We start from the raw sequence: 14,595 nt of genomic DNA, 5'->3' as shown, positions 1-14,595 counted from the left end.
GTAATGAACAGACTTTCAGAAAATCTTTAGACGAATTACAATGCTGGAAGGCGAATGGATTTATATGGGATTTTACTTCTTATGGAAGACACTCTATCTTAACCCCACTTTAATTTATTCGTGAGTTGAAATGGTGACGCGATATACCACCTCAACCATTCATAGATCTGTTTTTTCAGCTTGATTTCGGGACAATTATGAGCAAAAGCACCGCTGAGATCCGTCAAGCGTTTCTTGACTTTTTTCATACTAAAGGGCACCAGATAGTACCAAGCAGCTCGTTGGTGCCAACCAATGATCCAACATTGTTGTTCACCAACGCAGGGATGAACCAGTTTAAAGATGTCTTTTTAGGATTGGATAATAGACCTTATTCTAGAGCAACAACGGCTCAGCGCTGCGTTCGTGCTGGCGGTAAACATAACGATTTAGAAAATGTGGGTTATACAGCCCGTCACCACACTTTCTTCGAAATGTTGGGCAACTTCAGTTTTGGCGATTATTTTAAACAAGATGCAATTAAATACGCATGGGAGTTACTGACCAGCGAAGAGTGGTTTAACCTGCCAAAAGAAAAACTGTGGGTTACTGTCTATGAGACAGACGATGAAGCTTATGACATTTGGCATAAAGAAGTCGGAGTTCCAGCAGAAAGAATCATTCGTATAGGTGATAACAAAGGTGCTCCATATGCGTCAGATAATTTCTGGCAAATGGGGGATACTGGCCCATGTGGTCCTTGTACGGAAATTTTCTATGACCACGGCGAACATATTTGGGGTGGTCCTCCAGGCAGCCCAGAAGAAGACGGTGACCGATATATTGAAATTTGGAACATCGTTTTCATGCAATTCAACCGTCATGCCGATGGCACTATGGAGCCGTTGCCAAAACCTTCCGTTGATACCGGCATGGGGCTGGAACGTATCACAGCTGTCTTGCAACACGTCAACTCCAACTACGAGATTGACCTATTCCAAAGCTTAATTGCTTCGGTTGCAGAAGTGACCGGAGCGACAGATCTTACCAATAAATCTCTGCGTGTTGTCGCAGACCATATCCGTGCATGTGCGTTCCTGATCTGTGATGGGGTTATTCCATCCAATGAAAACCGTGGCTATGTACTTCGCCGCATCATTCGCCGTGCTGTTCGTCATGGCAACATGCTGGGGGCAAGAGAAGCCTTCTTCTACAAGCTCGTTGCACCATTGATTAAATTCATGGGGGCGGCTGGTGAAGAGCTGAAACAACAGCAAACTTTGGTTGAACAGGTATTAAAAACCGAAGAAGAACAGTTTGCTCGTACTTTGGAACGTGGTTTACAGTTGCTGGATGAAGAGCTGGCTAAATTATCTGGTGATACGCTCGATGGTGAAACCGCTTTCCGTTTGTATGATACCTATGGTTTCCCTGTTGATCTGACTGCGGATGTTTGCCGCGAACGCAATATCAAAGTAGATGAAACTGGTTTTGATGCAGCGATGGAAAACCAGCGTCGTCGTGCTCGTGAATCCAGTGGCTTTGGTACTGATTACAATGAACTGATCAAAGTTGATGGACGCAGTGATTTTTGTGGTTATGAACATAATTCACAGCAAGCTGCTGTTATCGCTATCTTCCGCAATGGTCAAGCCGTTGAGCAAATTCACGCTGGTGAAGAAGCGACCATTATACTTGATAAAACCGCATTCTACGCTGAATCTGGTGGACAGGTTGGTGATACGGGTAAATTGTCGAACGGCAATGGTGTATTCGACGTTGTCGATACACAAAAATATGCTCAGGCAATCGGTCACATTGGTAAGTTGATAAGTGGTAGTTTGAGCGTTAATCAGACAGTTAATGCTGAAATTGATGTGGTACACAGAGATGCGATTCGTTTGAATCACTCAGCGACCCATTTATTACATGCGGCATTACGGCAAATTTTGGGAGAACACGTTGCCCAAAAAGGTTCTTTGGTAAATGATAAGTATCTGCGCTTTGACTTTTCTCACTTTGAGGCCATGAAGCCAGAACAGATCCGTCAAGTCGAAAACTTGGTGAATGAAGAGATTCGCAAAAATTCACCAATTGTTACAGAATTAATGGAGCTGGAAGAAGCAAAAGCTAAAGGTGCTATGGCACTGTTTGGCGAGAAGTATGACGAAAAAGTACGTGTACTCAGTATGGGTGGCTTTTCTACCGAATTATGTGGTGGTACTCATGCGAGTCGCACAGGTGATATAGGGTTGTTCCGTATATCTAGTGAATCGGGTACAGCAGCAGGAATTCGCCGTATTGAAGCTATTACGGGGCAAACTGCACTAAACGCTATCTATCAGCAGGCTGATTTACTGCAAGACATCGCTCATCTGGTGAAAGGTGATATCAGTAGCCTGAATGAGAAAGTGAAAACGACACTGGACAGAACGAAACAGTTGGAAAAAGAGTTGCAACAGTTGAAATCTCAGCAAGCCGCTCAGGAAAGTTCTTCCCTGGCAAACCAAGCCAAGGAAATCCAAGGTGTTCGTCTGCTGGTGACACAATTAGGTGATATAGAGCCCAAAATGCTTAGGACGATGGTTGATGATCTAAAAAATCAGTTAGGATCAGCAATTATTGTGCTTTCTACAGTGACTGGTGATAAAGTCAGTCTAATTGTTGGTATAACGAAGGATTTGACTGCTAGAATAAAAGCAGGTGATTTAATCTCTTTTGTCGCCCAACAAGTTGGAGGTAAAGGAGGAGGTCGTCCTGATCTGGCTCAGGCTGGTGGGACCGATGTAACCGCTCTTCCTTCCGCATTAGCTAGTGTAGAAGAGTGGGTAACATTGCGGTTATAGTTGGTATTGCCGTGACAGCAGTGGCACCATGAAAGCATTTTTTTATGGTGCCGAATGTTTTTTGTTGTGAAATTGTTGAAATGTTGGGCACATACTTATATTTTAGCTATCCTATAGATATAGGAAATGTGTTCAAAACTGCTTATACTTTAAGTAGATATCATTGCTTTACGTTTTCACGGTGTTTGATGGATAATAGCGGGGAAACCTAGAGACCCGACTCTTTTAAATTTTCAAGGAGCAAAGAATGCTTATTCTGACTCGTCGAGTTGGTGAAACGCTCATGATAGGCGATGAGGTAACAGTCACAGTACTGGGAGTTAAAGGCAACCAAGTTCGCATTGGTGTAAATGCGCCCAAGGAAGTTTCTGTTCACCGTGAAGAAATTTATCAACGGATTCAGGCGGAGAAATCTCAGCCTACAACTTTTTAATTCAAGAATGGCGTCCACGCTTTTATAAGACTTGGGCGCTACTCTACTCTTTTCTCTGCTTCTTTCTACTTCCCTGTTTTGTCACTCCTACTATGTTTATCTCTTTTTGATACCTTGTTTCTATTCTCTCATGTCTTCTTATTTTCTATCTGTTGAAAAAGCCTCGTTCATGAGGCTATAGAGATGAATAATCATTTTCATAAATTTTAACGGCTTTTAGATAATTTCATTGTTGGTAAAACAATCTTTTAGATGCTAAACCAAGCACTTTGCGTGCTAAGTGTTCAAACGAAAAAAAGTTTCGAAAAATTGTTTGACTTATCAGGCAGGGAAAGTAATATGTGCGCCATCGCAGCGACGAAGAGCTTGAAGGAAAGCTTCGGGGTGAACACCAGAAGTAAAGATTCTAAAAGCTACGGAGTGAAAACTTCTAAGTCGCAGGTTTTAAAAATGGTGAGGTGGCCGAGAGGCTGAAGGCGCTCCCCTGCTAAGGGAGTATGTGGTTAAGAGCTGCATCGAGGGTTCGAATCCCTCCCTCACCGCCATTAATATGCATCCATAGCTCAGCTGGATAGAGTACTCGGCTACGAACCGAGCGGTCGGAGGTTCGAATCCTCCTGGATGCACCATTTAAATACCGCGATTTTTTAGGTATCTCAATTCTAGTCAGGCAGTCAATAGCGCCTGAGCAGAAATAGAAAACCGACAACGCATCCATAGCTCAGCTGGATAGAGTACTCGGCTACGAACCGAGCGGTCGGAGGTTCGAATCCTCCTGGATGCACCATTTAAATACCACGATTTTTAGGTATCTCAATTCTAGTCAGGCAATCAATAGCGCTTGAGCAGAAATAGAAAACCGACAATGCATCCATAGCTCAGCTGGATAGAGTACTCGGCTACGAACCGAGCGGTCGGAGGTTCGAATCCTCCTGGATGCACCATTTTTAGATGTCCCGATTTTGGGAGATCAAGATTGTATCAATTCAGGCAATCAATAGTGCCTGAAAAGAAATAGAAAACTGACAATGCATCCATAGCTCAGCTGGATAGAGTACTCGGCTACGAACCGAGCGGTCGGAGGTTCGAATCCTCCTGGATGCACCAGCTTGAAACCCCTGCCTTATCAAGGCAGGGGTTTTTCTTTATTTCCGTTTAAATATAACATTTGTTTTATTAATTCTGTTTATAATTTGGGCGGAAGTGCATTGCTACCTCTATGTAAGCAGCGACAACTTGAGTTGTTTCATATAAAGTAAACTTTTAGTAATAATCTTTTAAACTCCACGGGAGGACAAATTGATCCCGGACGTATCAAAAGCATTGTCATGGTTAGAGGCAAACCCAACCATATTAAACGGTATTTGTCGTGGCATTGAACGTGAAACATTGCGTGTTACTCCAGACGGTCATTTAGCTAAGACGGGGCATCCAAAATCACTTGGTGCTTCTTTAACGCATAAATGGATTACAACTGATTTTGCTGAATCTCTACTAGAGTTTATTACCCCTGTTGATAGCAATATAGATAGAACCATTGCTTTCCTTAAAGATTTGCATATCTATACTGCCCGGAATCTGCACAATGAGAAAATGTGGCCTTTAAGTATGCCATGTTTTATCGACAAAGAAGAAAATATCACTTTGGCTCAATATGGTACGTCAAACTTGGGCCGTTTTAAAACCTTGTACCGTGAAGGGTTAAAGAATCGTTATAGCGCACTCATGCAAACAATTTCTGGTGTGCATTATAATTTTTCTCTGCCGATGAGTTTTTGGCAGGCATGGTTAGGTATTAAAGACGCTGAAACAGGAAAAGAGCAGATTTCAGATGGTTACCTTCGTTTGATCCGCAATTATTACCGCTTTGGCTGGGTGATCCCTTATTTATTTGGTGCATCACCGGCAATTTGTTCTTCATTCTTACGTGGACGAAATACCGCATTATCTTTCGAGAAAACCGAGAGAGGGACTTGTTACCTGCCCTATGCAACTTCGTTGAGGATGAGTGACCTGGGGTATACCAATAAATCGCAAAGTGATCTGAATATTACTTTTAATCATCTTCATACCTATGTAGAGGGACTTAAGAAAGCCATTCATAAGCCATCTGAAGAATTTGCGGCAATCGGTATCAAAAAAGGAGATAAATACTTACAGCTCAATACTAATGTCCTTCAAATTGAAAATGAGTTGTACGCACCAATTCGTCCCAAACGCGTCACGAAAGAGGGCGAATCACCTGCAGATGCTTTGTTAAGGGGTGGTATAGAATATATTGAAGTGCGTTCTTTAGATATCAATCCTTTTTCCTCCGTTGGGGTTGATGAGACGCAAATTCGTTTTCTTGACTTATTTTTGATATGGTGTGCTTTGGCTGATGCCCCTGAAATGGGAAATGAGGAACTTGCCTGTTGCCGTGGAAACTGGAATAAAGTTATCTTAGAAGGGCGTAAACCAGGGTTGTCTATTGGTCTTGGTTGTGGGATTGAGCAACAACCGCTTAAGATTGTGGGACAAAAATTATTCAGGGATTTAGAGCGGGTTGCCGAAGTCCTGGATGCCTGTTCAGGGACGCAATATCAATCAGTCTGTAAAGAATTAGTTAATATGTTTGAAGATCCATCACTAACGTTCTCTGCACGTGTCCTGGACAAAATGAAATCTCAGGGGATAGTGGGTTTTGGATTGGAACTGGCAGGTCAGTATCATAACGAATTGATTGAAAAACATTATTCAATTTTGAGTGATGAAAATTTTTCTGTTGAACGTGACGTTTCTGTATCACGTCAGTATGATCTTGAACAGCAAGATAATATGAGCTTTGAAGAGTATTTAAAGCTTCATGCTGAGCGTTAAAAAAGAAAATGGCCACCACTGGTGGCCAAATAAAATATCTTAGAGAATAGGGATGATAACAATTTTGCGCGTCTTCATATCTTATGACCAGCCGCAAATGAAAAGGTTTCACTTATCTGGAAAAATCTTCGTAAAAAATCTGATACCTTAGGAGGTAGTATTATGCCTTTATTGGATAGTTTTACAGTTGACCATACTCGTATGGCTGCACCTGCTGTTAGAATTGCCAAGACAATGAAAACGCCTCACGGCGATACTATCACAGTATTTGATTTACGTTTTTGTGTTCCTAATAAAGCAGTGTTGCCAGAACGGGGTATTCACACACTTGAGCATTTGTTTGCGGGTTTTATGCGCAATCATTTGAATGGTGATGGTGTTGAAATCGTTGATATTTCCCCAATGGGATGTCGTACTGGTTTTTATATGAGCTTAATTGGTGCTCCGGAAGAATTGAGAGTGGCTGAGGCTTGGAAAGCGGCAATGGAAGATGTGCTAAAAGTTCAAGATCAGAGTCAGATTCCGGAATTAAACATTTATCAGTGCGGTACATATGAAATGCACTCATTGAAAGAAGCTCAAGATATTGCTCAGCGTATCCTTGATTCTGGTGTTCGTGTCAATTATAACGATGAATTGGCACTGCCTGAAGAAAAACTGGTGGAGCTTCAAGTTTAGTTTGTTAGATATTGTATATGATAACGACTATTACATTTAGTGATGGAGCTTGTGGTTAAGTAATCAGATCGGCTTTATGTTATTGAGGGGCTAGCTTATTCCGCTAGCCCTTATACCTATATTCGTGTTCTTTTCTCTCTATATTTTTAAAATCATTAATTTTATTAATTATTTTTCTTTAGTTACATATACCAATCTAATTTCAAAATGCGTGTGATATCTCCCCGCGTAGCGGGGAGATATAAACAATCACATTGATTTGCAACTTGAAGCGGTTAACTGATGATTCACTGAATTAAATTTATACTTTATTTTGTATTTTAGTTTATCGGTGTTACACGAACTTGCTTGATAACATTATCTTGCACCGCAAGAACCTCAAAATTATATTTATTAATCTGCACGTTAGCGTTTAATTCAGGAATTTCACCTAGTTCTTCCAGAATCATTCCATTCATTGTCCTTGGGCCATCTTCGGGAAGCGCCCAACTGAAAGCTTTATTTAATTCACGGATATTGGCTGTGCCATCAACCAGAACGGAACCATCACTTTGCGGAAGAACTTCTTCTGCCAGAGTTGGCGACATAGAAGTGGTAAAATCGCCGACAATTTCCTCCAAAATATCCTCGACAGTCACTAGTCCTTGAATATCGCCATATTCATCAACGATTAGGCCAGCTTTTTGTTTGTTACGTTGGAAATTAACAAGTTGGATATTTAATGGTGTGCTAACTGGGATGAAATAGATTTTATCTGCGGCTTTGAGTAAATTTCTTTTTGTAAATTCTTTTTTCTCCATCATCAGTCGGTAGGCTTCACGCACTCGGAGCATACCGATGGCATCATCAAGGGAGTCTCGATATAACACAATACGTCCATGTGGGGAGTGTGTCAGTTGCCTGATAACGCACTTCCAATCATTGTTAATATCAATGCCGACAATTTCATTGCGTGGAATCATAATGTCACCAACGGTAACTTTCTCAAGATCTAATATTGAGAGCAGCATGTCTTGATTGCGGCGTGATAGATTGCCGTTTGATTCATTTACAATTGTGCGTAGCTCGTCTTTACTGACAGCATCACTGCGGATATTAGAGGTTTTGATACCCAAACAGCGCATAAACAGCAAACTGATCTTATTAAATGACCAGACAAGAGGCAGCATAATTTTTTCTAGGGGGCGTAACAGGAAGCTACTTGGGAATGCAATCCTTTCAGGGTAAAGTGCTGCAATGGTCTTTGGCATCACTTCAGAAAAAATAAGAATAATGAATGTGAGTACACCTGTTGCAATAGCAACACCGGCATCACCATAGAGTCGCATACCAACGATAGTAGCAAGAGAAGACGCCAAAATATTGACAAGATTATTACCGATAAGTATCAGGCTAATGAGTCTGTCTGGATGACGTAGCAGAGATTCCACCCTGCGGGCGGGATTGTTCCCTTGTTTAGCCAAATGGCGTAAGCGATATCGGTTGATTGTCATCATGCTAGTTTCAGAGGCAGAGAAATAAGCCGAAACAATAACCATAACAACAAGAATAATAATCAGTGTACTTGTTGAGATACTCTCCAAAACAGAATTCCTTCCTAATAATTATACAAATTGGCGATGATAAATAACTTATTAATAAACCATCATTTCCTGTAATAGCCTGCTACCGAAAAAGGCCAGCGTGAGAATAAATGCGCCAATCAAATTGAACCAAATAACACGCTTGCCACGCCATCCTTCATGATAATGCCCCCAAAGTAAAATAACGTAAGTAAACCATGCAATGATAGATAAAACAGATTTATGGATATTTTCTTTACTGAAAATATCATCCATGTACATGATGCCAGTGCAGAGCGTCAATGTTAGTAAAATTACACCAACTTGAGTAATGTGAAACATTTTTCGCTCAATTGTCATCAATGGGGGAATACCAGCGGAAAATGTGAGTTTTTTCTTTTTAAGCTGATGATCCAACCAACCAAGTTGCAATGCATAAAGCGCTGCAATGAGTAACGTAGCATAGCCAAGTAATGCCAGCCCAATGTGAATAAATAACTCGATACTGCCTTCAAGATGAGTAATAAATTCTCCCGGCATCATGCTCGCCAGTATCAAATTGATCATGGAGAAACTGTAAACAATCGGCAGTAAAAACCATGCACGTCCACGGAAAGCGACGACTGTCATGATGATGCACATAAGTAAGCTAACAATTGAGCCTAAATTCAATAAAGTGAGATTTTGCCCGCTGCTAACATGAAACACTTGATATTTTAATGCAATCGCGTGAGCGATTAACGCAACAATGGCAAAAGAAAGTGCCAGTTTTTGATAACTGTTTTGTTGGCGCAATAAACCTGGCACGATGAGCGTCAGGCTAATGAGATAGGCAAGTAGAGCAATAATTGAAAATATCAGCATAACGTGTATCGTTTTCGCAATGGAATCCGGGTATGGATTGAACCTGAAATTTAAGTATACCGCTAGCAGGAGTAGCCTCCAACCGTTGTTAATCATACTTGGGAATCTCTTTGCAGAGATCACATAATCATCGTGCTATAATTTGCGAAATTTGCCTTACAGGTAGACCCATTTGTAGATATCTGAGCTGAGACAATGTTTGATAATTTAACTGACAGACTATCGCGCACATTGCGCAATATCAGCGGTCGTGGACGACTGACTGAAGATAATATTAAAGATACGCTGCGCGAAGTTCGTATGGCTTTGCTCGAAGCGGATGTTGCATTACCTGTTGTGCGTGATTTTATTGCACGAGTCAAAGAAAGCGCTGTGGGGCATGAGGTTAACAAAAGTCTGACACCAGGTCAGGAATTCGTCAAAATCGTTCAAAATGAATTGGTTAAGGCGATGGGAGAAGTCAACAGTGAACTGAACCTCTCCACACAACCTCCCGCGGTGGTTCTTATGGCTGGTTTGCAAGGTGCAGGTAAAACGACCAGCGTGGCTAAACTAGGTAAGTTGCTGAAAGAGAAAAACAAGAAAAAAGTTTTGGTTGTTTCTGCTGACGTATACCGACCCGCGGCGATCAAACAGCTTGAAACTTTGTCTGAAACAGTTGGCGTTGACTTTTTCCCTTCTGATCCACAGGAAAAGCCTGTTGATATTGTCAATAAAGCGATCCAACATGCTAAGTTGAAATTCTATGATGTACTGTTAGTCGATACAGCAGGTCGTCTGCATGTTGATGAAGCTATGATGGATGAAATCAAAGCGGTTCATGCAGCTATCAATCCTGTTGAAACCCTGTTTGTTGTTGATGCAATGACAGGTCAAGATGCGGCAAATACAGCAAAAGCATTCAATGAAGCATTGCCCTTAACTGGGATTGTTCTGACAAAAGTCGATGGTGATGCACGTGGTGGTGCTGCGCTTTCCATCCGCCATATTACGGGTAAGCCCATCAAATTTCTTGGCGTTGGTGAAAAAACGGATGCATTAGAACCTTTCCATCCTGATCGCATTGCATCTCGTATTTTAGGCATGGGAGATGTGCTTTCACTGATTGAAGAACTTGAAAGCAAAGTTGACCGTACCCAAGCGGAAAAATTGGCGTCCAAACTGAAAAAAGGTGACGGTTTTGATTTAAGCGATTTTCTAGAACAGCTTAAACAAATGCGTAATATGGGCGGAATGGCTAGCATGTTGAGCAAAATGCCGGGAATGTCGCAGATCCCTGATGCGGTCAAATCTCAAATGGATGACAAAATTCTGGTCAAAATGGAAGCTATCATTAATTCCATGACGCGTAAAGAGCGTGAAAAACCAGAAATCATCAAAGGTTCCCGTAAGCGTCGTATTGCGATGGGATCGGGCACACAAGTGCAGGATGTCAACCGTTTATTGAAACAGTTTGATGAAATGCAGCGTATGATGAAAAAGATGAAGAAAGGTGGGTTGGCAAAAATGATGCGAGGCATGAAAGGTATGCTGCCACCAGGATTTATGGGGCGATAATCAATAAAGTTGCGAAAGAAAATGTTCTTTGGATTGCTTTTTGCGCCAAAGTGAGTAAAATTTTCGGGCTTTTAAATGGACAGCCGGACGCCATTCCTCGATGGCGTCTGGTTGTTTTGCTAACTAATGAGGATGTTATGGTAACAATTCGTTTAGCTCGTGGCGGCGCAAAAAAGCGTCCGTTTTATCAAGTAGTCGTGACCGATAGCCGCAATGCGCGTGATGGTCGTTTTATTGAGCGTGTTGGTTTCTTCAACCCAATCGCTTCAGGAAAAGCAGAAACTCTGCGTTTAGATCTGGACCGTATCGAACACTGGATTGGTCTGGGTGCATCTGTGTCTGATCGTGTTGCTACACTGATCAAAGACGCTAAGAAAGCAGCTTAATCTGTCGCGGTGGTAACAATGAGCAAACAATCTGGCCTGAAGCACCCTGTTGAGCCAATTGTATTGGGAAAATTAGGATCTGCATATGGCATTCGTGGTTGGCTCAGAGTTTTTTCTTCCACCGAACACGCCGAAGACATTTTTGAATATCAACCGTGGTTTATTCAACGCTTAGGCCAGTGGCAACATGTTGAACTGGAAGCATGGAAATACCATAACCAAGATATTATTGTCAAAATTAAAGGTATTGACGATCGGGATGCGGCGAATTTACTCACTAACTGTCAAGTTGTGGTGGATTGTAGCCAATTACCAGAACTGGAAGCGGGTGATTATTACTGGAAAGACCTTATTGGTTGCCAAGTAATAAATACCGCCGGTTATAACCTTGGGACCATTCATGACATGATGGAAACGGGTTCTAATGATGTGATGGTAATCAAAGCAAACCTGAAAGATGCATTCGGTATCAAGGAGCGGTTGATTCCGTTTCTTGATGGGCAGGTTATCAAGAAAGTCGATCTCGCTACCAAAACCATTGAGGTAGATTGGGATCCTGGTTTTTAATCTCCGGTAAAAACGGTTTAAATGAGTGGGACGCAGTATGTGGATTGGGGTTATTAGCCTGTTTCCTGAAATGTTCCGCGCAATAACCGATTACGGGGTAACTGGTCGGGCAGTAAAAAATGGCCTGTTGAGTATCGAATGCTGGAATCCCAGGGATTTTACCTACGACCGGCATCGTACTGTTGATGATCGCCCTTATGGCGGTGGTCCAGGCATGCTGATGATGGTGCAACCATTACGGGAAGCCATTCATGCAGCTAAAGCTTCGGCAGGTGATGGTGCAAAGGTGATTTATCTTTCACCTCAGGGACGCAAACTCGATCAACAGGGAGTTTGTGAACTGGCAGCAAATGAGAAATTAATTCTGGTTTGCGGGCGTTATGAAGGTATTGATGAGCGTATCATCCAAACCGAAATTGACGAAGAATGGTCTATCGGTGATTACGTTCTTAGCGGGGGAGAGCTTCCTGCAATGACGATGATTGACTCGATATCACGGTTTATTCCGGGAGTATTGGGGCGTCAAGCATCGGCAGAAGAAGACTCATTCGCTGATGGATTGTTGGATTGCCCACATTATACTCGCCCTGAAGTGTTAGATAGTATGGAAGTTCCCTCAGTTTTGCTGTCGGGAAACCATGCAGAAATTAATCGCTGGCGAATGAAACAGTCGCTTGGCCGAACCTGGTTAAGAAGGCCCGAACTTCTAGAAAACCTAGCTCTGACTGACGAGCAAAGGATGTTGCTATCTGAGTTCCAACGGGAATATCGAGATCAGGCAACGAATTAATCCAGACATATCCCGTTGAAGGGATGTCTTTGATATATCAGTTTACCTAGGGTAAGAGAGTTATTATGAGCAACATTATTAAACAACTTGAACAAGAGCAGATGAAGCAAGACGTACCTTCATTCCGTCCGGGTGACACCGTGGAAGTTAAGGTATGGGTCGTTGAAGGTTCTAAAAAGCGTCTGCAGACATTCGAGGGCGTGGTTATTGCGATTCGTAACCGCGGTCTGCACTCTGCATTCACTGTTCGTAAGATTTCTAACGGCGAAGGCGTTGAGCGTGTATTCCAGACTCATTCCCCAGTCGTAGACAGCATCGCTGTGAAACGTCGTGGTGCTGTTCGCAGAGCTAAACTGTACTACCTGCGTGAGCGTTCTGGTAAGGCAGCTCGTATTAAAGAGCGTCTGAACGCAAAATAATACGCTTTCGCTACATCCGAAAGTTTTAAGGCCAGCGCACATGCTGGCCTTTTTACATTCTAAATCAGACAACTGATTTTTCAGTGATAAGTCAGATAAGGGGGAGTAAGCTACATAAACGCACTGGCTAAAATATACCCTACTGTACAGGCGCTACTGACGCCAATCAATCCTGGTAACAGAAAACTGTGGTTAATAATGAATTTCCCGATTTTTGTTGTACCTGAACGGTCAAAACCAATGCAAGCCAAATCGCTTGGATAAGTAGGTAAAACAAAATAGCCATAGGCAGCAGGGAAGAAAGCGATAAGAAGCTTAGGATCAACGCCAAGTTGTAATCCCATTGGCGCAATAGCTGTTAAGGCGGCGGCTTGGCTGTTAACCAATTTTGATACCAAAAACAGTACAAGGGCATAAGTCCACGGTTGTGCCTGAACCACATCTTCCAGGACGAGTTTTAATTCACCTAAATGTGAGTGGAAGAAGGTGTCACTCATCCATGCCACACCAAAGACAGAAAAAATCGCAACCATACCTGCTTTGAACACGGCACTGTTGGCGATTTCACTGGTTTTGACTTTACAGGCCATCAATATAATGGAGCCTGCAATTAACATCATCATCTGGATCACCAGATTCATAGAAAGGGGTTTTAGTGTACCTTTTACTTCAAAAGCAGGGCGTAAGTCGGTGAATGCACCAAATAAGACTACGACAGCAATTGCGGAAAAGAAAATCCAGGTTGCCCAATAAGCTTGCTTAGGAAAGACTTGATCTAATAGTGTGTCAGAACCACCATAAATAAACTCACGTTGCTTTGGATCTTTGATTTTCGCCTGGAATTCTTCGTCCTGATCAAGATCTTTTCCTCGACGTAAGCTCCATAATGCAGCAAGTATTACTCCAGTGAGTGATGCTGGTATTGAAACAGCCAAAATGTCCAAGATCCCGTACGCCTGCCCAATACCATGGCTGGCAGCAATAATTGACACTAAAGAAACAACGGCGACAGATACAGGAGAAGCGGTAATTGCCATTTGGGAAGCGACAGAAGCAACAGCCATTGGCCGTTCAGGGCGAATACCTTTTTTCAATGCAATATCGCCAATGATTGGAAACATGGTATAAACCACATGACCAGTACCGCAAAGAAAAGTGAGCATCCAAGTGGTCAGTGGTGCCAAAATGGTGATGTGTTGTGGATGACGGCGCAGTAAGCGTTCTGCAAATTGCATCATAACATTTAGCCCGCCTGCTGTTTGTAAAACGGAAGCACAACCGATTACAGCAAGAATAGTCAGCATTACATCAACAGGGGGGTTACCTGGTTCCAAGCCAAAGACAAATGTCAGTATAAAAAGCCCAATACCACTGATCAGTCCCAATCCCATTCCCGCATAACGCGTACCTATCAATAAGCATATGATTATTATGGTAAATTGCAGCGTTATCATATCTGTCCTTAACAAGTGTTTGAAAAATAAATAAAAGTTGGTAATACAGACTCTTGCATCTGCATAACTTATAACTTCATTTACAAGCTGTTAGTCGTAACTTCAGATCTATTGGATATAGCTATTGTTTATAAATATTGTTTTATAGTTTCAAGTAAACATTAAAAACGCATATTAATATTATTAGAATATTTATATAAA

12 protein-coding genes and 5 tRNA genes are annotated in these 14,595 nt (G+C 42.1%); 14 read left to right on the top strand and 3 right to left on the bottom strand.

Features of this window, described 5'->3' with window-relative positions; translation table 11 throughout:
* Window positions 1–197: 197 nt before the first annotated feature.
* The 9 genes from alaS to luxS all read left to right on the top strand — a co-directional run bounded on the left by alaS (window position 198) and on the right by luxS (window position 6,795).
* Window positions 198–2,825: an alanine--tRNA ligase gene (gene alaS, locus IQ211_RS00085; protein WP_189758068.1), complete on the top strand. Its 2,628-nt coding sequence runs from the start codon at window positions 198–200 to the stop codon at window positions 2,823–2,825.
* Window positions 2,826–3,072: 247 nt separating this feature from the next.
* Window positions 3,073–3,258, top strand: coding sequence for a carbon storage regulator CsrA (gene csrA / locus IQ211_RS00080; RefSeq protein WP_010845367.1), 186 nt, complete (start codon window positions 3,073–3,075; stop codon window positions 3,256–3,258).
* A gap of 452 nt (window positions 3,259–3,710) precedes the next feature.
* A tRNA-Ser gene (locus IQ211_RS00075) sits at window positions 3,711–3,803 on the top strand.
* A gap of 7 nt (window positions 3,804–3,810) precedes the next feature.
* A tRNA-Arg gene (locus IQ211_RS00070) sits at window positions 3,811–3,887 on the top strand.
* Window positions 3,888–3,968: 81 nt separating this feature from the next.
* A tRNA-Arg gene (locus IQ211_RS00065) sits at window positions 3,969–4,045 on the top strand.
* A gap of 80 nt (window positions 4,046–4,125) precedes the next feature.
* A tRNA-Arg gene (locus tag IQ211_RS00060) sits at window positions 4,126–4,202 on the top strand.
* An 86-nt stretch (window positions 4,203–4,288) separates the two neighbouring features.
* Window positions 4,289–4,365 (top strand) — tRNA-Arg (locus tag IQ211_RS00055).
* A gap of 192 nt (window positions 4,366–4,557) precedes the next feature.
* On the top strand, window positions 4,558–6,117 hold the full coding sequence (gshA, locus tag IQ211_RS00050) for a glutamate--cysteine ligase (RefSeq protein ID WP_189760387.1): 1,560 nt from the start codon (window positions 4,558–4,560) through the stop codon (window positions 6,115–6,117).
* A gap of 162 nt (window positions 6,118–6,279) precedes the next feature.
* Complete coding sequence (luxS, locus tag IQ211_RS00045; RefSeq protein WP_189760388.1) at window positions 6,280–6,795, top strand: S-ribosylhomocysteine lyase; 516 nt, start codon at window positions 6,280–6,282, stop codon at window positions 6,793–6,795.
* A 320-nt stretch (window positions 6,796–7,115) separates the two neighbouring features.
* Here luxS and IQ211_RS00040 read toward each other — a convergent pair whose 3' ends face one another.
* Both IQ211_RS00040 and IQ211_RS00035 read right to left on the bottom strand, forming a co-directional pair.
* A complete protein-coding gene (locus IQ211_RS00040) occupies window positions 7,116–8,378 on the bottom strand; it encodes an HlyC/CorC family transporter (protein ID WP_189760389.1) in 1,263 nt (420 codons plus the stop codon).
* A 51-nt stretch (window positions 8,379–8,429) separates the two neighbouring features.
* Window positions 8,430–9,221, bottom strand: a complete 792-nt coding sequence (locus tag IQ211_RS00035) for a cytochrome C assembly family protein (RefSeq protein WP_189760390.1) — start codon at window positions 9,219–9,221, stop codon at window positions 8,430–8,432.
* A 195-nt stretch (window positions 9,222–9,416) separates the two neighbouring features.
* Between IQ211_RS00035 and ffh the strand changes: the two genes are divergently transcribed.
* The 5 genes from ffh to rplS all read left to right on the top strand — a co-directional run bounded on the left by ffh (window position 9,417) and on the right by rplS (window position 12,940).
* Window positions 9,417–10,778, top strand: a complete 1,362-nt coding sequence (ffh, locus tag IQ211_RS00030) for a signal recognition particle protein (RefSeq protein WP_189760391.1) — start codon at window positions 9,417–9,419, stop codon at window positions 10,776–10,778.
* A 137-nt stretch (window positions 10,779–10,915) separates the two neighbouring features.
* Window positions 10,916–11,164, top strand: coding sequence for a 30S ribosomal protein S16 (rpsP, locus tag IQ211_RS00025; protein WP_189760402.1), 249 nt, complete (start codon window positions 10,916–10,918; stop codon window positions 11,162–11,164).
* A gap of 18 nt (window positions 11,165–11,182) precedes the next feature.
* Complete coding sequence (gene rimM, locus IQ211_RS00020) at window positions 11,183–11,731, top strand: ribosome maturation factor RimM (RefSeq protein ID WP_189760392.1); 549 nt, start codon at window positions 11,183–11,185, stop codon at window positions 11,729–11,731.
* Between the two features lie 37 nt (window positions 11,732–11,768).
* The gene (gene trmD / locus IQ211_RS00015) at window positions 11,769–12,521 is read left to right on the top strand and encodes a tRNA (guanosine(37)-N1)-methyltransferase TrmD (protein WP_189760403.1); all 753 of its coding nucleotides are present in this window, start codon (window positions 11,769–11,771) and stop codon (window positions 12,519–12,521) included.
* Between the two features lie 65 nt (window positions 12,522–12,586).
* Entirely contained in the window at window positions 12,587–12,940 is a 354-nt protein-coding gene (rplS, locus tag IQ211_RS00010) for a 50S ribosomal protein L19 (RefSeq protein ID WP_189760393.1), read from the top strand.
* A gap of 110 nt (window positions 12,941–13,050) precedes the next feature.
* Here rplS and IQ211_RS00005 read toward each other — a convergent pair whose 3' ends face one another.
* Complete coding sequence (locus IQ211_RS00005) at window positions 13,051–14,394, bottom strand: anaerobic C4-dicarboxylate transporter (protein ID WP_189760394.1); 1,344 nt, start codon at window positions 14,392–14,394, stop codon at window positions 13,051–13,053.
* Between the last annotated feature and the right edge of the window lie 201 nt (window positions 14,395–14,595).

It is taken from the genome of Xenorhabdus griffiniae, assembly GCF_015163655.1.
In the GTDB taxonomy this organism is placed as follows: Bacteria; Pseudomonadota; Gammaproteobacteria; order Enterobacterales; family Enterobacteriaceae; genus Xenorhabdus; species Xenorhabdus griffiniae.
Note: the sequence above shows the minus strand (reverse complement) of the source record. Positions and strands in the feature narration are given on the sequence as shown.